The sequence below is a fragment of the Pseudomonas sp. AM14(2022) genome, assembly GCF_036346455.1.
GTDB lineage: Bacteria > Pseudomonadota > Gammaproteobacteria > Pseudomonadales > Pseudomonadaceae > Aquipseudomonas > Aquipseudomonas putida_A.
The window spans coordinates 272,718-296,803 of the sequence record NZ_JAOTNY010000007.1 but is presented as its reverse complement, the minus strand read 5'-3'; the positions used below and the strand labels follow the sequence as shown (position 1 = coordinate 296,803).

Annotated in this window: 17 protein-coding genes; 11 read left to right on the top strand and 6 right to left on the bottom strand. The window is 60.0% G+C overall.

The window, feature by feature from the left end; all coding sequences use genetic code 11:
- Window positions 1–7: 7 nt before the first annotated feature.
- The 5 genes from fadA to V3W27_RS16610 all read left to right on the top strand — a co-directional run bounded on the left by fadA (window position 8) and on the right by V3W27_RS16610 (window position 5,273).
- Window positions 8–1,183, top strand: coding sequence for an acetyl-CoA C-acyltransferase FadA (gene fadA, locus V3W27_RS16630; protein ID WP_102356365.1), 1,176 nt, complete (start codon window positions 8–10; stop codon window positions 1,181–1,183).
- Between the two features lie 99 nt (window positions 1,184–1,282).
- Window positions 1,283–1,519, top strand: a complete 237-nt coding sequence (locus V3W27_RS16625; RefSeq protein WP_027611446.1) for a DUF1653 domain-containing protein — start codon at window positions 1,283–1,285, stop codon at window positions 1,517–1,519.
- Window positions 1,520–1,633: 114 nt separating this feature from the next.
- Window positions 1,634–4,264: a type I DNA topoisomerase gene (topA, locus tag V3W27_RS16620; protein ID WP_095140031.1), complete on the top strand. Its 2,631-nt coding sequence runs from the start codon at window positions 1,634–1,636 to the stop codon at window positions 4,262–4,264.
- Between the two features lie 144 nt (window positions 4,265–4,408).
- Window positions 4,409–4,933 carry a DUF6586 family protein gene (locus V3W27_RS16615; RefSeq protein ID WP_330207088.1) on the top strand — a complete coding sequence of 175 codons (525 nt, stop codon included), beginning with the start codon at window positions 4,409–4,411 and terminating at the stop codon, window positions 4,931–4,933.
- 106 nt (window positions 4,934–5,039) lie between these two features.
- The gene (locus V3W27_RS16610; RefSeq protein WP_003226592.1) at window positions 5,040–5,273 is read left to right on the top strand and encodes a hypothetical protein; all 234 of its coding nucleotides are present in this window, start codon (window positions 5,040–5,042) and stop codon (window positions 5,271–5,273) included.
- Window positions 5,274–5,367: 94 nt separating this feature from the next.
- Here V3W27_RS16610 and sulA read toward each other — a convergent pair whose 3' ends face one another.
- A complete protein-coding gene (gene sulA, locus V3W27_RS16605) occupies window positions 5,368–5,841 on the bottom strand; it encodes an SOS-induced cell division inhibitor SulA (RefSeq protein ID WP_003226591.1) in 474 nt (157 codons plus the stop codon).
- Window positions 5,842–5,851: 10 nt separating this feature from the next.
- Window positions 5,852–6,460, bottom strand: a complete 609-nt coding sequence (lexA, locus tag V3W27_RS16600) for a transcriptional repressor LexA (RefSeq protein WP_003226590.1) — start codon at window positions 6,458–6,460, stop codon at window positions 5,852–5,854.
- Window positions 6,461–6,689: 229 nt separating this feature from the next.
- Here lexA and V3W27_RS16595 point away from each other — a divergent pair, with 229 nt between their 5' ends.
- The 4 genes from V3W27_RS16595 (at window position 6,690) to V3W27_RS16580 (ending at window position 12,618) form a co-directional block, all read left to right on the top strand.
- The gene (locus tag V3W27_RS16595; RefSeq protein ID WP_007961819.1) at window positions 6,690–7,397 is read left to right on the top strand and encodes a TetR/AcrR family transcriptional regulator; all 708 of its coding nucleotides are present in this window, start codon (window positions 6,690–6,692) and stop codon (window positions 7,395–7,397) included.
- Between the two features lie 158 nt (window positions 7,398–7,555).
- Window positions 7,556–8,566, top strand: coding sequence for a beta-N-acetylhexosaminidase (nagZ, locus tag V3W27_RS16590; RefSeq protein WP_330207087.1), 1,011 nt, complete (start codon window positions 7,556–7,558; stop codon window positions 8,564–8,566).
- Window positions 8,567–8,577: 11 nt separating this feature from the next.
- Complete coding sequence (locus V3W27_RS16585) at window positions 8,578–9,315, top strand: S-methyl-5'-thioinosine phosphorylase (RefSeq protein ID WP_247269271.1); 738 nt, start codon at window positions 8,578–8,580, stop codon at window positions 9,313–9,315.
- A gap of 9 nt (window positions 9,316–9,324) precedes the next feature.
- Window positions 9,325–12,618 carry a DEAD/DEAH box helicase gene (locus V3W27_RS16580; RefSeq protein ID WP_330207086.1) on the top strand — a complete coding sequence of 1,098 codons (3,294 nt, stop codon included), beginning with the start codon at window positions 9,325–9,327 and terminating at the stop codon, window positions 12,616–12,618.
- A 125-nt stretch (window positions 12,619–12,743) separates the two neighbouring features.
- Here V3W27_RS16580 and V3W27_RS16575 read toward each other — a convergent pair whose 3' ends face one another.
- Genes V3W27_RS16575 through mfd form a run of 3 tightly spaced genes read right to left on the bottom strand, consistent with a single transcriptional unit; the run spans window position 12,744 to window position 19,472 of the window.
- Window positions 12,744–15,434: a DEAD/DEAH box helicase gene (locus tag V3W27_RS16575; RefSeq protein WP_330207085.1), complete on the bottom strand. Its 2,691-nt coding sequence runs from the start codon at window positions 15,432–15,434 to the stop codon at window positions 12,744–12,746.
- An 11-nt stretch (window positions 15,435–15,445) separates the two neighbouring features.
- Complete coding sequence (locus V3W27_RS16570) at window positions 15,446–16,012, bottom strand: CsiV family protein (RefSeq protein ID WP_027611454.1); 567 nt, start codon at window positions 16,010–16,012, stop codon at window positions 15,446–15,448.
- Between the two features lie 10 nt (window positions 16,013–16,022).
- Window positions 16,023–19,472, bottom strand: coding sequence for a transcription-repair coupling factor (mfd, locus tag V3W27_RS16565; protein WP_096797171.1), 3,450 nt, complete (start codon window positions 19,470–19,472; stop codon window positions 16,023–16,025).
- A 354-nt stretch (window positions 19,473–19,826) separates the two neighbouring features.
- Here mfd and V3W27_RS16560 point away from each other — a divergent pair, with 354 nt between their 5' ends.
- Window positions 19,827–21,290 carry a glyceraldehyde-3-phosphate dehydrogenase gene (locus tag V3W27_RS16560; RefSeq protein ID WP_095140040.1) on the top strand — a complete coding sequence of 488 codons (1,464 nt, stop codon included), beginning with the start codon at window positions 19,827–19,829 and terminating at the stop codon, window positions 21,288–21,290.
- 181 nt (window positions 21,291–21,471) lie between these two features.
- Here V3W27_RS16560 and V3W27_RS16555 read toward each other — a convergent pair whose 3' ends face one another.
- On the bottom strand, window positions 21,472–22,773 hold the full coding sequence (locus V3W27_RS16555) for an MFS transporter (protein WP_330207084.1): 1,302 nt from the start codon (window positions 22,771–22,773) through the stop codon (window positions 21,472–21,474).
- Between the two features lie 72 nt (window positions 22,774–22,845).
- On the opposite strand from V3W27_RS16555, the gene V3W27_RS16550 reads away from it, so the two are divergent.
- Complete coding sequence (locus tag V3W27_RS16550; protein WP_330207083.1) at window positions 22,846–23,895, top strand: FAD:protein FMN transferase; 1,050 nt, start codon at window positions 22,846–22,848, stop codon at window positions 23,893–23,895.
- Window positions 23,896–24,086: the final 191 nt, after the last annotated feature.

Sequence of the window (24,086 nt, the reverse complement as noted above, 5' to 3'; positions counted from 1 at the left end):
TGAACTTATGAGCTTGAATCCTAGAGACGTCGTGATTGTCGACTTCGGTCGTACTCCGATGGGCCGCTCCAAGGGCGGCATGCACCGCAACACCCGCGCCGAAGACATGTCGGCGCACCTGATCAGCAAACTGCTGGAACGCAACAGCAAGGTTGATCCTGCTGAAGTCGAGGACGTGATTTGGGGCTGTGTGAACCAGACCCTGGAGCAGGGCTGGAACATCGCGCGCATGGCGTCGCTGATGACCCAGATTCCGCACACCTCGGCCGGCCAGACCGTCAGCCGTCTGTGCGGCTCGTCGATGAGCGCCCTGCACACTGCAGCGCAAGCGATCATGACCGGCAACGGTGACGTATTCGTGGTTGGCGGCGTCGAGCATATGGGCCACGTGAGCATGATGCACGGTGTCGATCCGAACCCGCACATGTCGCTGTACGCGGCGAAAGCCTCGGGCATGATGGGTCTGACCGCAGAAATGCTCGGCAAGATGCACGGCATCACTCGTGAGCAGCAGGATGCCTTTGGCGTGCGCTCCCACCAACTCGCCCATAAAGCGACGGTGGAAGGCAAGTTCAAAGACGAAATCATCCCGATGCAGGGCTACGACGAAAACGGCTTCCTGAAGCTGTTCGACTACGACGAAACCATTCGTCCGGAAACCACCCTGGAAAGTCTGGCGGCCCTCAAACCTGCCTTCAATCCAAAAGGCGGCACCGTGACAGCCGGTACTTCGTCGCAGATCACCGATGGTGCTTCGTGCATGATCGTGATGTCGGCGCAGCGTGCACAGGATCTGGGGATCCAGCCGATGGCCGTGATCCGTTCGATGGCAGTGGCGGGTGTGGATCCGGCGATCATGGGCTATGGTCCAGTGCCGGCGACACAAAAAGCCCTGAAGCGTGCGGGCCTTGGCATCAACGATATCGACTTCTTCGAGCTCAACGAAGCTTTCGCTGCACAGGCCCTGCCAGTGCTGAAAGATCTGAAAGTGCTCGACAAGATGAACGAGAAGGTTAACCTGCACGGCGGCGCGATCGCCCTGGGTCACCCGTTCGGTTGCTCCGGTGCCCGTATTTCCGGCACCTTGCTGAACGTGATGAAGCAGAATAGCGGCACCTTTGGGGTGGCCACTATGTGCATTGGTCTCGGCCAAGGCATCTCCACCGTCTTCGAACGCGTTTAAGCGTCTCGTCGATGGAAGCCGGGGCCCAGTGCCCCGGTTTTTGTTTTTGCGGATTTATTTTTGTATTTATTTTGAAAAAATTTGAGTGAGGGCCGAAGCATGCCGATACAACCTGGGCTCTACCAACATTACAAAGGTCCGCAGTACCGCGTATTCAGTGTTGCGCGGCACTCCGAGACCGAAGAGGAAGTGGTGTTTTACCAAGCCCTGTATGGCGATTACGGCTTTTGGGTACGCCCTTTGAGCATGTTCGTCGAGTCGGTCGAGGTTGACGGCGAGCAGGTGCCACGCTTTGCTTTGGTGCACGCCGAACCGAGCCTTTTTTCCAAGGCATAAGGCGAGTGCGCACGGAACCCTGTGCTTGACCTCACCTTGTAGCCACTATATATAGCGGTGCCGCGTCAGGCGCCAACCGCCTTTCACTTCTAGAATTCAGGAATTTTCTGATCCATGGGCAAATCGCTGGTCATTGTGGAATCCCCGGCTAAGGCCAAGACCATCAACAAGTATCTGGGCAACCAATACGTGGTGAAGTCGAGTATCGGCCATATCCGAGACCTGCCCACCAGCGGTTCGGCTAGCGCCAGCAAAGAGCCAGCCGCCAAGCGCGGCAAGGCTGCCGCGGGCGAGGGGCCGGTGCTCACGCCGAAAGAGAAAGCGCGCAAGCAACTGGTCTCGCGCATGGGTGTCGATCCGGAGCATGGCTGGAAAGCCCAGTACGAGATCCTCCCGGGCAAAGAGAAGGTCATCGAAGAGCTGCGCCGGCTCGCCAAGGATGCTGACACCATCTATCTCGCAACCGACTTGGATCGCGAGGGGGAAGCCATTGCCTGGCACCTGCGCGAAGCCATCGGTGGTGACGACAGCCGCTACAAGCGCGTGGTGTTCAACGAAATCACCAAGAAGGCGATTCAGGAAGCCTTCTCCGAGCCGGGCGAGCTGGACATCGATCGTGTAAATGCCCAACAGGCGCGTCGTTTCCTCGACCGCGTTGTGGGTTACATGGTCTCGCCGCTGCTGTGGGCCAAAATCGCCCGTGGCCTGTCAGCCGGTCGCGTGCAATCGGTTGCCGTGAAACTGGTGGTGGAGCGTGAGCGCGAGATCCGTGCATTCAACCCGGAAGAGTACTGGGAAGTGCACGCTGATCTTGGCACCGCCAAGGGTTCGACCGTACGTTTCGAAGTGGCGCGCGAGAAGGGTGAAGCCTTCAAACCGCTAAACGAAGCTCAGGCCACAGCCGCGCTGGAGAAGCTCAAGTCCTCCAGCTACAGCATCGTCAAGCGCGAAGACAAGCCGACCAGCAGCAAGCCGTCGGCGCCGTTCATCACGTCCACCCTGCAACAGGCCGCGAGCAACCGCTTGGGCTTCGGCGTGAAGAAAACCATGATGATGGCCCAGCGTCTGTACGAAGCCGGCTACATCACTTATATGCGTACCGACTCGACCAACCTCTCGGCCGATGCCGTGGCGATGGCGCGTACCTATATCGAGGACGAGTTCGGCAAGAAGTACCTGCCGGAAACGCCGAACGTTTACAGCAGCAAAGAAGGCGCACAAGAGGCTCACGAAGCGATTCGCCCTTCCGATGCCAACACCACGCCAAGCAAGCTTGCAGGCATGGAGCGTGATGCTGAGCGCCTCTACGAGTTGATCTGGCGCCAGTTCCTCGCTTGCCAGATGCTGCCGGCGCAATATCTGTCGACCACCGTCAGCGTTGCCGCTGGCGACTTCGAGCTGCGTGCCAAAGGCCGCATCCTCAAGTTCGACGGTTACACCCGCGTTCTGCCGCAAATCACCAAGCCTGGCGATGACGATGTTCTGCCGGACATGGCGCAGGGCGATGCGATGAAGCTGATCAAGCTCGATCCGTCGCAGCACTTCACCAAACCGCCGGCCCGTTACTCGGAAGCCAGCCTGGTGAAAGAAATGGAAAAACGCGGCATCGGTCGTCCTTCGACCTATGCAGCGATCATTTCGACCATTCAGGATCGCGGCTACGTGACCCTGCACAACCGTCGTTTCTACTCGGAAAAGATGGGCGATATCGTCACCGAGCGTCTGTCGGAGAGCTTCTCGAACCTCATGGACTACGGCTTCACCGCCGGCATGGAAGAGAACCTCGATGATGTGGCTCAGGGCGAGCGCGACTGGAAAAACGTGCTGGACGAGTTCTACGGCGACTTCAAGAAGAAGCTCGAAGTGGCCGAGAACCCGGAAAGCGGCATGCGTGCCAACCAGCCGGTCATGACTGACATTCCGTGCACCACGTGCGGTCGTCCGATGCAGATCCGTACGGCATCGACCGGCGTGTTCCTCGGTTGCTCGGGTTACAGCCTGCCACCAAAAGAGCGCTGCAAGGCCACCGTCAACCTGGTGCCGGGCGACGAGATCGCTGCGGACGACGAGGGCGAGTCGGAGTCGCTGGTGCTGCGCGGCAAGCATCGCTGCCCGATCTGCAGCACCGCGATGGATGCCTACCTGCTCGACGAGAAGCGCAAACTGCACATCTGCGGTAACAACCCGGATTGTGCCGGCTATGAAATCGAAGAGGGCAACTACCGCATCAAGGGCTACGAAGGTCCGAGCCTGGAATGCGACAAGTGCGGCAGCGAGATGCAGCTCAAGACTGGCCGTTTCGGCAAGTTCTTCGGTTGCACCAACCCGACCTGCAAGAACACCCGCAAACTGCTCAAGAGCGGTGACGCGGCGCCGCCGAAGATGGATCCGGTGAAGATGCCTGAGCTGAAATGCGAGAAGGTCAACGACACCTACATTCTGCGCGACGGTGCTTCCGGTCTGTTCCTGGCGGCCAGCCAGTTCCCGAAAAACCGCGAGACCCGTGCTCCGCTGGTGATCGAGATTCTGCCGCACAAGGATGAGATCGATCCGAAGTACCACTTCCTCTGCGAAGCACCGCAGAAGGATCCTGATGGTCTGCCGGCAGTAATCCGTTACAGCCGCAAGACCAAGGAGCAATATGTGCAGACCGAGGTCGACGGCAAGCCTACCGGCTGGAAAGCGTTCTACGACGGTGGCAAGTGGACTGTTGAAGACAAGCGCACGAAAGCCAAGGCTGAGTAAGCGTTAGCCTGATCCACAAAAGGCCGCATGATGACTCTCGGGTTTTCATGCGGCCTTTTTGTTTTGTGCTTGCGGTGGGATCGGCTGATCCACGACACTGTCGGGTCTGTGTGACGCAATTATTTCGCTGTGGAGACTGCCGGCATGGCGCACGAACTCTATACCCGCACCAATCAGAAGATCTATTTCGCCGGCCTGTCGCTGGAGGCTCTGGCTCGCGCCGAAGAGGGGCGGGCGATGAATTCGTTGGCGCTGATTCAGGCTGGCCGCGAATCAGCATTGTTTCACCTGGATGGCGCGCTTCTGGGCCTGTGTCACGAGATCGCCGGTTTTTATCGTCTGCCTCAGGCCAATGCATCGCGAGCAGAAGCGTTGCTGACTCGCGAAGTCCTGGAATCGATTGCGATCCCGGAACTGGCCGAGATGGTTGAGCTGGCTGGTAACCCTGAAACCTGGCTGGCGAAATTGCTGGCGGCGCACTCAGCGTTGTTCCAGCCGCCACGGGTGCCACACAAGCCCAAGGGCGATGTGACACAGCCATTGATTCAGGCCATTAATCTCGATGAAGAAGAGGCGCCGCAGGAGTTGAGTCGGGAAGAGCTGGAGAGCTGGCGGCAGAATCTCAAGGGCTTGGCAATCCGCTTTCGCGAAGGCTTGAACGAATGCTGAGGACAATTGACACGGTGGCAATCTGAAACATGCTGCTGGTCAAGATCCCGAGCGAAGCCCGAATGATGTCTATATAATCCCTGCCTTTCGTGGAGAACAGACCTATATGCCAACGTCCTTTCTAGAAATTGTCGAGTTACCAGACGGCCGAATCGAACTGCGCAGGGCTGAGGACGAGGGTTCTCTGGTGACGCTGGATTTCTCCGAGGATGCTAAAGCATTCCTGCAAGGCCAGCATGTGGAAATCGCGAAAGCGATGTTGAGCGTTGGCGTACAGATGGCCGGCCGTATGGTCGAAGGCGAATTTGATAAGGAAGAAGGGCCGCGGGTTCTTCACTGAGATCCGCCTGTCGGCGCTTGCCGCTGCAACATCAGATCGGCTTCTCTGTCCCTGGAGAAGCCCTGCGCTTCACACAGCGCGCGTTACAAGTGAGTCAACCCAATCGAATGTTCAGGCTCTGAGCGTCGCCCGTGCGGGCTGCGCTGATCAGTTGTTGCCGTGAACTTGTGTTCAGCGGATTGAGCCAGGTTACCACCGTATGGCTACGACCCAGGCGCAGTGCTTCGCAGGCCAGTTGCTGAGCGCTTTGCGCACCGCGAGGTTGCAGTAGCAGAATGCGTTCACGGTTCAGGCCGGCCTCTCGCAGCCAGATCTGGGTCAGGCTGGCTGGAGGGGCGATCAGCGTCAGCCAGCGTGCATCCTGATCCTCGCTCAGTTCGCGAAGGATCGGGGCCAGCAGGTTCAGGCAGTTCCCGGCCGCACCGCGCAGTGACAGCTCACTGAATACTTCCGGTTCGGCAATCCATGGGCGCTCGACCACATCTTTCAGGATCGGTGCCATCGGTTGTGCCAGAAACGCTTCGAATAGAGGCAGTTGTGTTTGCTGGGGTGTGTGTGGGAACTGCATAAAGCCTCCTTTAGCGGCGGATTACGCCGACACTCAAGCCTTCGATCACCAGTTCCTGATCTTTCAGGTCGACTTCGATGGGGGCGAACTCAGGGTTTTCGGCAATAAGCCAGACTTTGCTGCCTTCGCGCTTGAAGCGCTTGACCGTCACTTCATCGCCGATCCGTGCAACCACCACCTGGCCATTGCGTGCTTCGCGGGTGGTGTGAACCGCCAGCAGGTCACCGTCGAAAATGCCGATGTCCTTCATGCTCATGCCGTGTACGCGCAACAGGTAATCGGCCCGTGGGTGAAAGAACGCAGGATTGATGTTGCAGGACTCTTCGATGTGCTGCTGGGCGAGGATCGGTGCGCCGGCAGCGACCCGGCCAATGATCGGCAGGGTAGAGTCGTCAGCCTTGGCTTCGAAACCGGGGATGCGAATGCCGCGGGAGGCGCCCGGGGTCATTTCGATTGCACCTTTGCGGGCGAGGGCCTTGAGGTGTTCTTCCGCCGCGTTGGGCGACTTGAAACCCAGTTCCTGAGCGATTTCCGCGCGGGTTGGCGGGTAGCCGTTGTCTTCGAGGCAGCGTTTGATAAAGGCCAGAATCTCGGCTTGGCGTGGCGTCAGCTTTAGCATATTGATCGCTCTGTCTTTTTATACAGTGACTGGGATTATATACAGTGAAGCGGTCTTGGCAATGCCCGTTTTTTTGCAGCCCGCCGGACGGTCGGTTCCCGTGCTTATTAATGCGCCGGTCGAGTGTGGTTAAATAGCTGACCGACCATTCCCAAAACGAACTGGCAGGCTTGACAAGGCACAGGCTGAAACGTATGTTTCAAACAAGTGTTTGTCAGGCGGAGTAGCCATGGCCCAGTCGGAAACCGTTGAACGCATTCTTGATGCTGCCGAGCAGTTGTTCGCGGAGAAAGGTTTCGCTGAAACCTCATTGCGTTTGATCACCAGCAAGGCCGGGGTAAACCTGGCGGCGGTGAACTATCATTTCGGCTCCAAGAAAGCGCTGATCCAGGCGGTTTTCTCGCGCTTCCTCGGGCCATTCTGCATCAGCCTCGATAAAGAGCTGGAGCGTCGCCAGGCCAAGCCTGAAAACAAGCCGACCCTTGAAGAGTTGCTGGAAATCCTCGTCGAGCAAGCGCTCGTGGTGCAGCCACGCAGCGGTAACGACCTGTCGATCTTCATGCGTTTGCTCGGTTTGGCGTTCAGCCAGAGCCAGGGTCACCTGCGTCGTTATCTGGAAGACATGTACGGTAAGGTGTTCCGCCGCTACATGCTGTTGGTCAACGAAGCGGCTCCGCGCATCCCGCCAATCGAGCTGTTCTGGCGCGTGCACTTCATGCTCGGCGCTGCGGCGTTCAGCATGTCCGGGATCAAGGCCTTGCGCGCGATTGCCGAGACCGATTTCGGCGTCAACACCTCGATCGAACAGGTGATGCGTCTGATGGTGCCGTTCCTTGCCGCCGGCATGCGTGCCGAAACCGGTGTCACCGACCCCGCGATGGCGACTGCGCAGCTTCGCCCGCGCAGCAAGTCGACTCCGGTGGCCGCCAAGGTTTAACCGCACACGGGTGGGCGCGGCTGCTTGTATCCGCTAAGCTAGCCGCCCATGCCGACTCTCGTTCTGAACCCGATCTCCATAGAAATTATTGGCCTGCCGAGCATTGCTCACGGTAGCGATTTCTGGCAGATCGGTTTTTTTGTTTTCAAGGAATCTCTATGACTGCTGGCCTGCAAGGCTCGTTGATGGTGGACGTCGCCGGTACCTGGCTGACGGCCGAAGATCGCCAATTGTTGCGCCAGCCCGAAGTGGGCGGCCTGATCATTTTCGCGCGCAACATCGAGCACCCGCGCCAAGTGCGCGAGCTGAGTGCTGCGATCCGCGCCATTCGCCCGGATCTGCTGCTGGCGGTCGACCAGGAGGGCGGCCGGGTGCAGCGTCTGCGTCAAGGCTTCGTGCGCCTGCCCGCGATGCGTGCCATCGCCGACAACCCGAACGCCGAATACCTCGCCGAACAATGCGGCTGGGTCATGGCCACCGAAGTGTTGGCGGTCGGCCTCGACCTGAGTTTCGCCCCGGTGCTGGATCTGGATTACCAGCGCAGCGCCGTGGTCGGCACTCGTTCGTTCGAAGGGGATCCCGAGCGCGCAGCGTTGCTCGCCGGCGCCTTCATCCGCGGCATGAACAGCGCGGGCATGGCCGCTACCGGCAAGCATTTCCCCGGTCACGGTTGGGCCGAAGCCGACTCCCACGTCGCGATCCCGAATGACGAGCGCAGTCTCGACGAGATCCGCGCCAACGACCTCGTACCGTTCGCCAGACTCAGCAAGCAACTCGCTGCGGTCATGCCGGCGCACGTCATCTATCCGCAAGTCGATTCGCAGCCGGCCGGGTTCTCCCGTCGCTGGTTGCAGGACATCCTGCGCGGCGAGTTGCAGTTTGACGGCGTGATCTTCAGCGACGACCTTTCGATGGCCGGCGCCCACGTGGTCGGCGACGCTGCCAGCCGGATCGAAGCCGCGTTGACTGCCGGTTGCGACATGGGCCTGGTGTGCAATGACCGCGCTGCGGCCGAACTGGCCCTGAGTGCTGCGCAACGGATGAGCGTCAAGCCGTCCGCACGCATTGCGCGGATGCGCGGGCAGGCGTTCGCCAGCACCGACTACCGTCAGGATCCGCGCTGGCTCACCGCCATCGGCGCGCTCAAAGACGCTCAACTGATCGATTAAGGATTTTTGCTATGACGGTTTACGCAATCATCGGTGGCACCGGCCTGACCCAGCTCGAAGGCCTGAGCATTCGTCAGTCGTTGGCGGTGGATACGCCTTACGGTTCGCCGTCGGCTGAAGTGCAGATCGGGGAATATGCCGGCAAGGAAGTTTTGTTCCTCGCCCGCCACGGCCATCCCCATCGTTTCCCGCCGCACAAGGTCAACTACCGCGCCAACCTGTGGGCGCTGAAGCAGGCCGGCGCCGAGGCGATCATCGCGGTCAACGCGGTGGGCGGGATCCATCCGGCCATGGGTACCGGGCATTTCTGTGTGCCACACCAGATCGTCGATTACACCAGCGGTCGCGAACACACGTTTTTCGCCGATGATCTGGAGCACGTCACCCACATCGATTTCAGCTTCCCTTACAGCGAGTCGCTGCGTCAGCAACTGATCGCCGCGCTGGCTGCCGAAGGTTGCGAATACAGCGATCAGGGCGTGTATGCCTGCACCCAGGGCCCGCGTCTGGAAACCGTGGCCGAGATTGTGCGTCTGGAGCGCGATGGCTGCGACATCGTCGGCATGACCGGCATGCCGGAAGCGGCACTGGCCCGTGAGCTGGATCTGGATTACGCCTGCCTGGCGCTGGTGGTGAATCCGGCGGCGGGCAAGACCACGGCGGTGATCACCATGGCCGAGATCGAGCAGGCGCTGCATGACGGGATGGGCAAGGTGAAATCGACGTTGGCGCGGGTGTTGGCCAGTTAAGGACTGTCCATGAGCAGTTTCATCGAGCGGCTTAAAGGGCTGGCATGGACTCACGCATTCAGTAGCAAGGCGTTGGCCAAGGCCCGCGCTTATGCTGCCGATGATCGGGTAGAGATCATCGAGATCGATGACAGGAAAATCGAGGCGTTCTGCGTCGGTTCGGAAACTCAGGCGTATGAACAAAGCATCTACCTGTCCGATGATCGCCTGGGATCGGTTAATTTGCGTTGCTTATGCACCTGCCCCGTCGCGATTGATTGCAAGCACTGCGCGGCGGTGCTCTATCTCCTGCAGGGCATTGACGACGATACGTCCGAAAGTGACGCCCAGATCCCCTTGGGTCGGGCGCTGGAGCATTGGCTTTCGACAGTCCCCGTCCCGGCCAGGCCCGTCGACGAAGGGGCGCAAACCGCGGGCGCGCGCCTGTTTTACAAACTCAAACCCACGTCTGCGAACGGCAAGTGGTTGCTTGATATTTTCAAGGTCTATCAGCTCAAGAGCGGCGAGTTACGCGAAATAAAACCGCTGTATTCGCTGTCGGACATGCTCATGCGTCAGCCCGGTTATCTGTCCGAACTGGATCTGCGCGTCGCCAGGCTGTTGGTCGCCATGCATTCCCATCACGCCTATTACAGCGGCTATCCGCTGGAAGGCAGCAGTGGCGCGGAACTGCTGGAAATGCTCCTGCGCACCTCGCGCCTGTTCCTCGACTTCGAAAACTTGCAGCCACTGACGCCGGGCGCGAAACGCATGGGTCTGTTCTCTTGGGCCGAGCAGGCCGACGGTGGGTTCCGCGCCCAGTGGAGCAGTGCCGAGGCTGCGCAGGAAACCGTGCTGGCGCTGGAGCCGCTTTATTACCTCGATCGTGAGCAGCGACAGGTTGGTCCTCTGTTCAGTGAGCTGGAAGAAAAACTGGCCTGCCATTTGACCCTCGCCCCAGACATCCCGGCGCGTCAGGCGATGCAGTTCAGCCATCGCATGAGCGCGATGACCAAAATCCCGCCGCCGCACAAGCTCACCGAACGAATCATCGATGACGTGTTTCCGCAGCCGCAACTGACCTTGGTCAGCGGCCGGGAGCGTTCGCGCTGGGAATACGTTCTGGAGCACCGCGCCGCTCTGGTGTTTACCTACAACGGTCATCCGGCGGTGGATCGTAATCCGGAAGTGATGATCCTCAATGGCACTGAAACCCAGCGCATTCGACGCCAGCCTGCGATGGAAAAGAAGCTGCGCCAGAGCCTGCAAAAGCACGGCTTCAAAAAAGCCACGCGCAAGAGCGCTATGGATCGTCTCGGCGAGATGTTCACCTTGCCGGATGATTCCGCCTGGCTCGGATTCATGCATGAAGGGCTTGCCACACTGCGCGCCGCGGACTGGGAAATCGAAATCAGTCCCGGCTTCCATTTCGATGTGCAGCCGGTCGAACACTGGTACGCGGAGGTCGAAGAAGAGGCCGGGCATCAATGGTTTGATCTGCAACTGGGCATCGTCGTCAATGGCGAGCGCTACAGCTTGTTGCCGATCCTTCTGCATCTGTTGCGCACCCAGCCACGTTTGCTCGACCCGGTGAATCTGGCGCAACGCAGCGACGACGAAAAACTCCTGATCGAACTTAAGCCCAGCGGTTTTGGCGACCCGGCAGGCGCCAAGGTGGCGTTGCCGCTGAGTCGGGTCAAACCGCTGATGGCGACACTGGGCGAGCTGTACCTGGGCGGACATCAGGGCGATGCGCTGCGCTTGACTGCTCCAGACGCCGCGCGCCTGAGTATGCTCGATGGCATGCCACTGGAATGGCAGGGCGGCGAACGCCTGCGCACGTTTGCCAAGCGGCTGCACAATTCCAGTCACACCCATATTGCTGCGCCGGCCGGCCTTAATGCGCAACTGCGCCCATATCAGCTCGAAGGCCTTGGCTGGATGCAGACTCTGCGGGAGCTGGAGGTCGGCGGCATTCTTGGCGATGACATGGGCTTGGGCAAAACCCTGCAGACCCTGGCGCATCTGCTCACGGAAAAGCACGCCGGTCGCCTCGATTGCCCGGCACTGGCGGTGATGCCGACCAGCCTGATTCCCAACTGGCTCGACGAGGCTCAGCGCTTCACGCCTCAGTTGAAGGTTCTGGCGCTGCATGGGGCCGGGCGGCAAAAAGACTTCGCCAACCTCGCCGAATACGACTTGGTGCTGACCACTTACGCCTTGCTGCCCAGGGATCTTGAAACGTTGCGGCCGCAGTCGTGGAGCGTGCTGATTCTCGACGAAGCGCAGAACATCAAGAACCCGCTGAGCAAAGCGGCGCAGGCCGCACGTGACTTGCAGGCCCGTCAGCGCTTGTGTCTGAGCGGCACGCCACTGGAAAACCATCTCGGCGAGCTGTGGTCGCAGTTTCATTTCCTCATGCCTGGCTGGCTGGGCGACAGCAAATCCTTCAACCGCGATTACCGCACACCGATCGAGAAGCATGGCAATGTCCAGCGCATGCAGCACCTGACGGCGCGCATCAAGCCGTTTCTGCTGCGTCGCAAGAAAGATCAGGTCGCCACTGAGCTGCCGCCGAAAACCGAAATCATCCATTGGGTTGAACTCAGCGACGGCCAGCGCGACGTCTATGAAACGGTGCGCGTGGCGATGGACAAAAAAGTGCGCGACGAAATTGCCCGCAGTGGTGTGGCGCGCAGTCAAATCATCATTCTTGATGCCTTGCTCAAGCTGCGTCAGGTCTGCTGCGATCTGCTCTTGATCAACATGCCTCTCACGGCGAAGGCATTGCGCTCGGGCAGCGGCAAGCTGATCAGCCTGATGGAGATGCTCGAAGAGTTGCTCGGCGAAGGTCGGCGCATCCTGCTGTTCTCCCAGTTCACCTCGATGCTGGCGCTGATCGAGCAGGAGTTGCAGCAGCGCGCTATCGGTTATTCGTTGCTGACTGGCGACACCACCGACCGGCGCACGCCAGTCAAGAATTTCCAGGGCGGCAAGGTGCCGTTGTTCCTCATCAGCCTCAAGGCTGGCGGTACTGGTCTGAACCTGACGGCTGCGGACACGGTGATCCACTTCGACCCGTGGTGGAATCCGGCAGTGGAGAATCAGGCAACTGATCGCGCTTATCGTATCGGGCAGAACAATCCGGTGTTTGTTTACAAGTTGATTGCCAAAGGTACTGTGGAGGAAAAAATCCAGGCGCTGCAGCAGGAGAAGGCTGCGCTGGCCGGGGCGGTGCTGGAAGGGGGTACGACAGGTGGGTTCAAGCTGGAGCAGAGTGACATCGAGGCGCTGTTTGCGCCGTTGCCCGCTTCCAGGCAGTAAGCTTCAGTTTGAACCTTCAACTGAGGTGATCCGTTCGCGAGCAGGCTCGCTCCCACAAGGGGAAATGCGATCCAACTGTGGGAGCGGGCTTGCTCGCGAAAGCTATCTAGCAAACACTGCACATCTCAACGCTTGTCGAACTTGTCCGGCAACGGCGCAAACAGCGCTTCAATATCATCGCTCTGCAGTTTCCAGTCCCCGGCCTTGCGCCCATCCAGTACGCCTGCTGCCAAGTCAGACTTTTCCTTCTGCAGGTGCTGAATCTTCTCTTCCACCGTGCCCCGGGCAATCATCTTGTAGACGAACACCGGCTTCTCCTGGCCGATACGATAGGCGCGGTCGGTTGCCTGGTTCTCGGTCGCCGGGTTCCACCACGGATCGTAATGGATCACCGTGTCCGCTTCGGTCAGGTTCAGGCCGACGCCGCCGGCCTTCAGGCTGATCAGAAAAATCTGACGCTTGCCGCTCTGGAATTCCTTCACCGGCGTGCGCCGATCGCGGGTCTGGCCAGTCAACAAGGCGTAGGCCACGTTGCGTTTCTTCAGTTCGTCCTCGATCAGTGACAGCATCGAGGTGAACTGCGAGAACAATAGAATCCGCCGACCTTCTTCAAACAGCTCTTCGAGCATCTCCATCAGGCTGTCGAGCTTACCCGAGCTGCTGCCGCGGGCGGGCAGGGTGGCGTCGTTGACCAGGCGCAGATCGCAGCAGACCTGACGCAGCTTGAGCAGGGCTTCAAGAATGATGATCTGGCTGCGCGCCACGCCTTTGCGAGTGATCTCATCGCGGACTTTCTTGTCCATCGCCAGGCGCATGGTTTCGTACACGTCGCGCTGCGCCTCATTGAGATCGACCCAGTGGATGATCTCGGTTTTGGGCGGCAGTTCGGTGGCCACCTGTTCCTTGGTGCGGCGCAGCAGAAACGGCTTTATCCGTCCATTGAGGTGCTGCAGCCGGACTTCGCTGGCGCGTTTTTCGATCGGCACGCGGTAGTCGGCATTGAAGCTTTTGACATCGCCCAACCAGCCCGGCAGCAAAAAGTGGAACAACGACCACAACTCGCCGAGGTGGTTTTCCAGCGGTGTGCCACTCAGGCACAGGCGCTGGCGCGCGTTGAGTTCGCGAGCGGCCTGCGCGGCCTTGCTGTTAGGGTTCTTGATGTACTGCGCTTCGTCGAGCACCAGAACGTGCAGCGGCTGTTGTGCCAGCCGTTCGACGTCCTTGGGCAGCAGTGCATAGGTGGTCAGGATCAGGTCGAAGTCGGCCAGATGCTCGAAATGCTTTTTGCGGCCGGCACCGTACAGCGCGACCACTTTCAGTTGCGGCGTGAAGTGCGCGGCTTCGTCGAGCCAGTTCGGGATCAGGCTGGTGGGCATCGCCACCATGCACGGTCGATCCAGACGCCCGGCGTTTTTCTCACTGAGAATATGCGCCAGGGTCTGTAAGGTTTTACCCAGACCCATGTCGTCCGCCAGAATCCCGCCGACCTCAAGCTGACGCAGGGACTGCATCCAGCTCAAGCCTTCGAGCTGATAGGGACGCAGCGTCGCGTTCAAGCCCTTCGGCGCTTGTGCACTATAGTCGCGGATGTCGCGCAGGCGTTGTGCGAAGCTGCGGATCTGTTCGCCACCTTCCCACAGCAGGGGAATGCCTTCCAGCGAGTTGAGGCGTGTGGCATCGGCCTTGCTCAAGCGCAGGGTGGTTTCGCCCGGTTCCTGCAAGTAGAACTCGCCCAGCGTTGCCAGTACCGGTTTCAGTCGGCCAAGGGGCAGCGCCACTTGCAGCGGCCCGTGCTCACTGTTGCGTTGCGGAATATTGACCAGAATCAGCTCGTCATCGCGGCGCCGCGCCAGGCGCTCCGGGTTGAGGATTTCCGTGTGCGAGCGCATCAGGTTGAGCAGGATCGGCAGCAGGCTCAGGCGCTCACCATTGACGATGATCCCCAGTTCCAGATCGAACCAGTCGCGCTCGGGCGCCTGTTCGACGGTGGCGTACCAGTCGTCGACGGCGGTCAGGTCGAAGCCGAACTCCTCGTCGATCTGCAATTCCCAACCTTGGGTGCGCAGCTTCGGCAGTTCGTTGAGGGTGAACGTCAGCCAGGCGCTGTCGTTGACCATCTCGTACAGCTCACCGGCGCTTTCCGGCAGCGCTTTGCTCTGGCGGGTGGCGATGCGAAAGCCGAGGATTCTTAACTGCTCGCGGTAGGACTGCTCCACTTCCGGATGGCGTTTTATCCGCAGGGTCTGGGTTTCCTGGCGAATCAGAATGTCGCTGTTTTTCTGCCCGCTGATGTACTCATCCAGATAGCTGAACGACAGCGCCGCCCGATGCTGGATGTAGCGCTGCATCTTGCCATTGCGCGGCTCGAACGCGCTGAACTCGACACTCGCCAGCCACAGGCGCGGCAGCGGTTGCACGTTGTCCACCAGCACTTGCGGCGGCGCTTTGGGGTTACGGTTCTCCAATACGGCCTGGAGTTTTTCCAGCAGTTCGGCGTCTTTCGCTGCGGCAGGGTATTCGAGGGTTTCCTGCACTTGCAGGAGTACTGCGGCGCAGTGTTTGCAGTTATTGCGCACCGGGCAGGTGCAGGTGGCGTCAACCAGCAACAGGGTGTCTTTGGCTGACTCGCGCAAGTGAATGGTCTGACGGTAGACGTTACCGCCAGAGCCTTCGCAACTGGCGGTGATGGTCGCATCGCCCACCTGCGCGATGCGTACCCGGTTCTCCAGGGCGTAGCGGCGGCCACGCTCCAGGCTCTGTTCCTTGAATCGGCTGACCCAGGAGGGTGCCAACGGTTTACTCAGGGGCGGGGACATAAGGACTTCGATCAGTCCGGAATCGCTTCAGGGGCTTGCCGTGGGGCGGGCGCCGTCAGGGATGTGATCTTGATCAGCAGCGCCAAGTGGCCGTTGTCGAGATAGTTGAGCTGGCCGTTTTTGGTGTGGCTGTCCTGTTTCAGGTGTTCGCTGGCAGTGACCATGCCGTTGGCGTCGATCTGGTTGACCCAGAAGTCGGCGTTCACGTCGGTAAAGCGCCCGAGTTTCATTTCCAGCGTGCCCTCGATCGGGAACTGGCCGAACTGTTCCTTGCCGTCGCTGACGGCCACCTTGGTCGGCGCTTCGCCGAGGGTCTGCTGCCAGGCCTTGTGCATCAGCACACTGTAATCACCGCTGGCGCTGAGTTTGCTGGCAACGTCGCCGAGCGCAGGTGTGCGCAGGCTGTCATCACCCAGGCGTTGAGCGCCGGCGGCCCAGTCTTCCGGGGCGGCGCGGCTGACGATAGCCGGCACGGCGTTCTGGCGCACCAGAATCATTTCGACCTGATACAGGTCATCGGCGAAAACCGAAGGGGCTACCAAGGCAAGTAGCAAAGTCAGTGAGCGAAACAGGCGCATGCGGCGTCCTTCAAACAGTTTTCGGGAGGAGGCGCTCGAACAGCGCCTCTACAGTATTAAAGCGCTCTTCCGGGCGTTCCATCGGCACCTGGAACTTGAACATCGTGGCGCCTTCGAATTTGTAGCGTTTTGGCTGAGTCTGGATCAGTTTGATCAAGGTCATCGGGTCGACCGGCGTCTGCGCGGCGAACTCGATGCGTCCACCCTGCGGGCCACCGTCGACTTTCTTGATGCCCAGCTGTTCGGCCTGCAACTTCAGCGCAGTGATGCGCACCAGATTCTTGGTCGGCTCCGGCAGCAGGCCGAAACGATCGATCATCTCCACTTGCAGATCCTTCAGGCCTTCCTCGTCGGTGGCCGAAGCGATGCGCTTGTACAGAATCAGGCGGGCGTGAACGTCCGGCAGATAGTCTTCCGGAATCAGCGCAGGCACGCGCAGGTTGACCTCCGGGCCACCGCCGAGCGGTTGATCGAGATTCGGTTGCTCGCCCTTGCGGATCGACTTCACCGCGCGCTCGAGCATTTCCATGTACAGCGTGAAGCCCACGGCCTGAATCTGCCCACTCTGGCCGTCGCCCAGCAGTTCGCCGGCGCCACGGATTTCCAGGTCGTTGGTCGCCAGCACGAAACCGGCGCCCAGATCCTGGGTGTTGGCAATCGCTTCCAGACGCTTTTCCGCGTCCGAAGTGATTTGCTGGCGCGGTGGGGTCAGCAGGTACGCGTAAGCCTGGTGGTGACTGCGGCCGACGCGTCCGCGCAACTGGTGCAATTGCGCCAGACCGAACTTGTCGGCGCGCTCGATGATGATGGTGTTGGCGCTCGGCACGTCGATGCCGGTCTCGATGATGGTCGAGGCAATCAGCACGTTGAAGCGCTTGTGATAGAAGTCGCTCATCACCTGTTCGAGTTCGCGTTCACGCATCTGTCCGTGGCCGATGCCGATCCGCGCTTCCGGCACCAGTTCGGCGAGATCCGCCGCGCACTTCTCGATTGTTTTGACGTCGTTGTGCAGGTAGTAAACCTGACCACCGCGCAGCAGTTCACGCAGCAGGGCCTCTTTGACCGTGCTCTTGTTCTGCTCCATGACGAAGGTGCGCACCGACAGGCGTCGCGCCGGCGGCGTGGCGATGATCGACAGATCACGCATGCCCGACACCGCCATGTTCAGCGTGCGCGGAATCGGCGTGGCGGTCAGCGTGAGAATGTCGACTTCGCTGCGCAGGGCCTTGAGCTGTTCTTTCTGCCGCACACCGAAGCGGTGCTCTTCGTCGATGATCACCAGACCCAGGTTTTTGATCTTCACATCGTCGGACAGCAGCTTGTGCGTGCCGATGACGATGTCGATCTTGCCTTCCGCCAGATCGGCGATCGCCGCGTTGACTTCCTTGGCCGATTTGAAGCGGCTCATCACTTCCACGGTCACTGGCCAGTCGGCGAAACGGTCGCGGAAACTGTTGTAGTGCTGCTGGGCGAGCAGGGTGGTCGGCACCAGAATCGCCACCTGACGCCCGCCGTGCACGGCGATGAACGCGGCGCGCATCGCCACTTCGGTCTTGCCGAAACCGACGTCGCCGCAGACCAGACGATCCATCGGCTTTGGCGCGAGCATGTCTTCGCGCACCGCTTCGATGGTCGCTTGCTGGTCCGGGGTTTCTTCGAACGGGAAACCGGCGCTGAAGGTCGCGTAATCGGCTTTCGGGTCGGCAAACGCGTAGCCTTCGCGGGCGGCACGACGGGCATAGATGTCGAGCAATTCAGCAGCGACATCGCGCACCTGTTCGGCGGCCTTGCGCTTGGCTTTCTGCCAGGTCTCGGAGCCGAGGCGGTGCAGCGGCGCCAGTGAGTCATCGCTGCCGGTGTAACGCGCGATCAGGTGCAGGTTGGCCACTGGCACGTAGAGCTTGGCGTTCTCAGCGTATTCCAGGGTAAGGAATTCGGCCGCCTGGTTGTCGATTTCCAGAATCGTCAGGCCCAGATAACGCCCGACACCGTGATCGATGTGCACCACCGGCGCGCCTTCGCGCAGTTCGGTAAGGTTTTTGATCACTGCATCGTTGTTGGCATCGGCGCGTTTTTCCCGGCGACGACGCTGCATGACGCGCTGACCGAACAACGGGCTCTCCGCCACCAGCGCCAGCGCCGGGTCATCGAGCATCAAGCCTTCGTCGAGCGGCGCAATGGTGATCGCCAGACGATCCTTGCTCGAAACGAAGTCCGGCCAGCTGTCGACGGTTTTCGGCCGCAGTTTCAGCCGTTCCAGCAGCTCCAGCAGGACTTCACGCCGGCCCGCGGATTCGGCGGTGAACAGCACGCGTCCGGGGAATTCGTCGAGGAATGTCGAGAGCGCCGCCAGTGGTTGTGTGGCCTTGGCTTCGATCGCCAGGTTTGGCAGTGCCTGCGCCGGGAAGCGCTCGCGACCGGCGCCGGACTCGACGTCCTGCTGGCTGGCGACTACGCGTGGCCAGCTCTTGAGGCGGGCGAAGCAGTCTTCCACCGGCAGGAACAATTCCGCTGGCGGCAATAAAGGACGCGATGGATCGACGCGGCGCTCTTCGTAGCGATTGCGCACGTCGTTCCAGAAATTTTCTGCCGCTTGTTCGATACCCGGCAGCGAGAACACTTGAGTGTCCTGCGGCAGGTAATCGAACAGTGTCGAGGTTTCATCGAAGAACAGCGGCAGGTAGTACTCGATACCGGCCGGGGTGATGCCGCTGCTCAAGTCCTGGAAGATCGGGCAGCGTCGGAAGTCGACATCAAAACGCTCGCGAAAGCGCGCCTTGAAGCGGGTGACCGCATCTTTCTGCAGCGGGAACTCTCGGGCCGGCAGCAGCTTGACCGAATCGACTTTGTCGATGGAGCGCTGGTTTTCCGGATCGAAGGTGCGCAGGGTTTCGATTTCGTCGTCGAACAGGTCGATGCGATAGGGCAGTTTGCTGCCCATCGGGAACAGGTCGATCAGCGCGCCGCGCACGGTGAACTCGCCGTGCTCGTAGACCGTATCGACGTAGCGATAGCCGCTGGCCTCAAGCCGCGAGCGCATCTGTTCGACATCGAGCTTCTGCCCGACATCCAGCACCAGGCTGCTGCCGAGCAGGAACTTGGTCGGCGCCAGGCGGTGCAGGGCGGTGGTGATCGGCACCACCAGCACGCCATGCGCCAGTTCCGGCAGTCTATAAAGGCTGGCGATACGCTGGGAGATGATGTCCTGGTGCGGCGAGAACAGATCGTACGGCAGGGTTTCCCAGTCGGGGAAATGCAGTACGGGCAAATCCGGGGCGAAGAAACTCAGCTCCTGTTCCAGCCGTTCGGCACTCTGGCTGTCGGCGGTCAGTAGCAGGGTGAAGCGCTTGGCAGCGCTGGCAGCCTCGGCAATCGCGAGGCTGAGGGCAGCACCGGGCAGGTTGCCCCAATGCTGTTTACCTGCCGCGGCAGGGAGAAGCGGTAGACGCAGAACGGGCACGGAAGGTTGAGCTCCAGGCTTTGCGACAAAGTCGGTAATTGTAGCGGCGTCAGGTGCCGGCTGTCAGTTGCAGACTGCGTCTATCTTCGCGCTTTGCGCAAAATGTAGTGGTAACCATAAAAACGAGCACTTTTTTAGTGGTTATGTAGTGCCGAAATCGACTGGTGTTACGGAGGGTTACAGACATCGTCTAACAGTCGTCGAAAAATTGACTGCGCTGGAAGCCCCGGTTTTACTGGGCTGGCGCGGGGCGTAATTTTTTTGAACGGAATTTTGTTACCGATTGCGCGACAAGCGCGCATTGCTACAAGAGGTTCTCGGCGGCATAATGTAGCCCCTTTTTTCTGCCCCTACATGTGGAAGGTTCCCGTGACTCAGAAGCCCGACCAGTGTCTTGGTGAATGGATCGACCGTGAAGCACTCGCAGAAGCGATGATTCCGCTTATCGGTCAGCTCTACCGCAATAACAACGTGGTGAGCTCGATCTATGGCCGCAGCCTGATCAACCAGTCTGTCATCGCGATTCTCAAAGCTCACCGCTTTGCTCGCCACCGTTCCTCCGACGATAGCGAACTCTCCGTCCACGAAACATTCCCTCTGCTGAAAGCCATGAGCGAGCTCAAGCTCGGCGCGGCTTCGGTAGACCTGGGCAAGTTGGCGTTCAAATTCCGCAGCGAAGGCAATGGCCGCAGCGCCGAGCAGTTCGTGCGTGAAGAACTGGCTGACGTGGTTGGTCAGCAAAACGCTTCGGCCCGCAAAGGCACTGACGTTGTGCTGTACGGCTTCGGTCGTATCGGCCGTCTGCTGGCGCGCATCCTGATCGAGAAAACCGGTGGTGGCGACGGTCTGCGTCTGCGTGCCATCGTCGTGCGCAAAGGCGCCGAAAACGACCTGACCAAGCGCGCCAGCCTGCTGCGTCGCGATTCGGTACACGGTCCGTTCAACGGCACCATCGTCATCGACGAAGAAAACAACACCATCACCGCCAACGGTAACCTGATCCAGGTGATCTACGCGAAGAACCCGACCGAGGTGGATTACACCCAGTACGGCATCAAAGACGCGCTGCTGGTGGACAACACCGGTGTATGGCGCGACGCCGATGGCCTGGGTCAGCACCTGCAATGCCCGGGTGTCGCTCGCGTTGTTCTGACCGCGCCTGGCAAAGGCAAGCTGAAGAACATCGTTCACGGTATCAACCACAACGAAATCACCGCTGACGACAAGATCGTGTCCGCCGCTTCCTGCACCACCAACGCCATCGTGCCGGTGCTGAAGGCTGTGAATGACAAGTTCGGCATCATCAACGGTCACGTCGAAACCGTTCACTCGTACACCAACGACCAGAACCTGATCGACAACTTCCACAAGGGCGATCGCCGTGGCCGTTCCGCCGCGCTGAACATGGTCATCACCGAAACCGGTGCTGCCACCGCTGCTGCCAAGGCCCTGCCTGAGCTGGCCGGCAAGCTGACCGGTAACGCGATCCGCGTTCCGACGCCAAACGTGTCGATGGCCATTCTCAACCTGAACCTTGAGAAAGCCGCCAGCCGTGAAGAGATGAACGAGTACCTGCGCTACATGGCGCTGCACTCCGATCTGCACAAGCAAATCGACTTCGTCAACTCGCAGGAAGTGGTGTCCACTGACTTCGTGGGTTCGCGTCACGCCGGTGTGGTCGATGCTGAAGCAACCATCGTTCAGGACAACCGCGTTGTGCTGTACGTCTGGTACGACAACGAGTTCGGCTACAGCTGCCAGGTGGTTCGCGTGATGGAAGACATGGCTGATGTAAATCCGCCAGCGTTCCCGCGCTAAGCCTTCGCTGCAAATGAAAACGCCCCGACTTAGGTCGGGGCGTTTTTTTATGCCTGCTGAATCTTTATTGCCTGTACCGGCCTCTTCGGGAGCAAGCCCCCTCCCACAGGTTTGGCGGTGTTCACACAATCATGTTGGCACCACCGGACCTTGTGGGAGGGGGCTTGCTCCCGAAGGCGTTTTATCGGGCGCCGCCTGCCACAGGCGCTTGCGCAGTCCGCAGCTCATGCTTATTGCCACGGAACAGCACCAGCGTCGCAATCAACCCCAGTACCGCCGCACCGCTGAGCCAGATCCCCGGCGCAGCCTTGTTGTCCAGCACATGGATCAGATAAGTACAGGCTGCCGGCGTGAAGCCACCAAAGGTCGCCGTCGCCAGGCTATAGGCCAGCGAGAATCCGGTGGTGCGCACTTCCACCGGCATGATTTCGGTCAGAGCCACGACCATCGCGCCGTTGTACGAACCGTACAGGAACGACAGCCACAGTTCGACGATCAGCAGATGACTGAAGCTCGGGTTCGCCACCAGCCACGACAGCGCCGGATAGGCGGTCAGGATCGCCAGAATGGTCGCCGCCAGCAGTAGGGGTTTGCGCCCGATCTTGTCGGACACCGCGCCCATCACCGGCAGCCAGAAGAAGTTCGACAGACCGATGCACACGGTCACCAGCAGCGCGTCGAAGTCCGACAGATGCAGTTCGGCCTTGCCGAAGGTCGGGGTGTAGGCGGTGATCAGGTAGAACGAAACCGTGGTCATCACCACCAGCGCCATGCCGGCGATGACGATGCCAAAGTTCTGGCCGATCGAACGGACGATTTCCCGCAGGGTAGGGCGATGTTTGCGCGCCTGGAATTCCGGGGTTTCCTCCAGCGAACGACGAATGACGAAGATCACCGGAACAATCATGCAGCCGATCAGGAACGGCACGCGCCAGCCCCAGTCACCCATCTGTTCCGGGCTCAGCCAGTGGTTGAGACCCACTCCGAGCAGGCCGGCAAACACCACCGCCGCCTGCTGGCTGGCGGACTGCCAACTGACGAAAAAGCCTTTGCGGCCCGGCGTAGCGATTTCCGCCAGATACACCGAAACACCGCCTAGCTCGACGCCGGCCGAGAAGCCTTGCAGCAAGCGACCGAACAGCACGATCAACGGCGCTGCGACACCCAGAGTGGCATAGCCCGGCACGCAGGCGATGAGGATCGTACCGGCGGCCATCAACGCAAGGGTAATGATCAGGCCCTGGCGACGACCGTGACGGTCAATGTAGGCACCAAGGAAGATCGCGCCCAGTGGACGCATCAGGAAACCGGCACCGAAGGTGGCCAGGGACAGCATCAGGGAAGCGAAGGCGCTGTCGGCCGGGAAGAAGGTTTTGGCGATGGCCGTGGCGTAGAAGCCATAGACCATAAAGTCGAACATCTCGAGAAAATTGCCGCTGACAACGCGAAAAATCGCTTTGCCTTTGCCCGTGGTCGAGGACATTTTCAGTTACTCATTATTGGTTTCTTATGACGCGTTGCATCCGTTGGGGAGCGTGCGGGCCTTTGATCCATAATGGCCGGCGCGCTTTTATGGGGAGATGAAGAATTGTTCACTGGACGGTGGGTTTGGCTTGTGAGTGTGACGGTTGTCCTCGCTGCCTGTGGCAACGGTGAGTCCATGGAAAGCTTTGGGGGGCCGACCATGGGCAGCACGTATTCGATCAAGTACGTGCGGCACTCGGGTATTGCCGAACCGGCGCAAGTTCGCCGGGAAGTGGAGGCTATCCTCGCGAAAGTGGATCGGCAGATGTCGACCTATCGCAATGACTCCGACATCGAACGTTTCAATGCCTTGCCAGCGAACAGCTGTCAGACCATGCCGGCTGCCGCGCTCGAATTGGTCCGTGTCGGCGAGCAGCTGTCGGAGCAAAGCGAAGGTTCCTACGACCTGACTGTCGAACCGCTGATGAACCTGTGGGGATTCGGCCCGCAAGGGCGTGAAGAGACAGTCCCCGACTCCGCCGCGCTGGCCGAAACCCTGCAGCGAGTCGGCTACCGCCATTTGCATATCGACGGCGACCGCTTGTGCAAGGACGCCGCTGTCGAAGTCGACTTCAACAGCATCGCCGCCGGTTACGCGGTCGACACCATCGCCGCCAGGCTCGAGTCGATGGGCATCCATGACTATCTCGCCGAAGCCACCGGTGAGCTAAAGGCCAAGGGCAAGAAGCTTGATGGCTCATCCTGGCGTATTGCGCTGGAAGAGCCGCGAGACGATCAACAGGTGGCCGAACGGATCATTCAGGTCGACGGCTACGGGGTTTCCACCTCCGGTGATTACCGTAACTATTTCCTGCAAGGTGGCCGGCGTTATTCCCACACCTTCGATGCGCGGAGCGGGGCGCCGGTCCTACACAGCCTGGCGTCAGTCACGGTAATTCATCCTTCAGCGTTGATGGCCGATGGACTATCGACGCTGTTGCTGATTCTCGGGCCTGAAAGGGCTTGGGACTATGCCGAAAAACACGACATTGGTGCATTCTTCGTGATTCGTGCCGATACAGGTTTTGTTATCCGCACCAGTGCAGCTTTCGAACGCCTCAGTGGCGCAAAAGTTGACTGAAAACAGTACGAAAGCTGGCGTTGTAGTGCAGGCAAAAGTAGCCTACGACGCGACCAAGGGTTAATGTGCGCGGCGTTGACGCTTCTATAGACTGTGTCCGGGTTCTTTACTGACCCCCAATTGTTCCTTCGCGCCGCGATTCGGCGTGATTTAGCCGCCGGTGCTGCTGGCACCGCGGCCTGTTCTGAGGA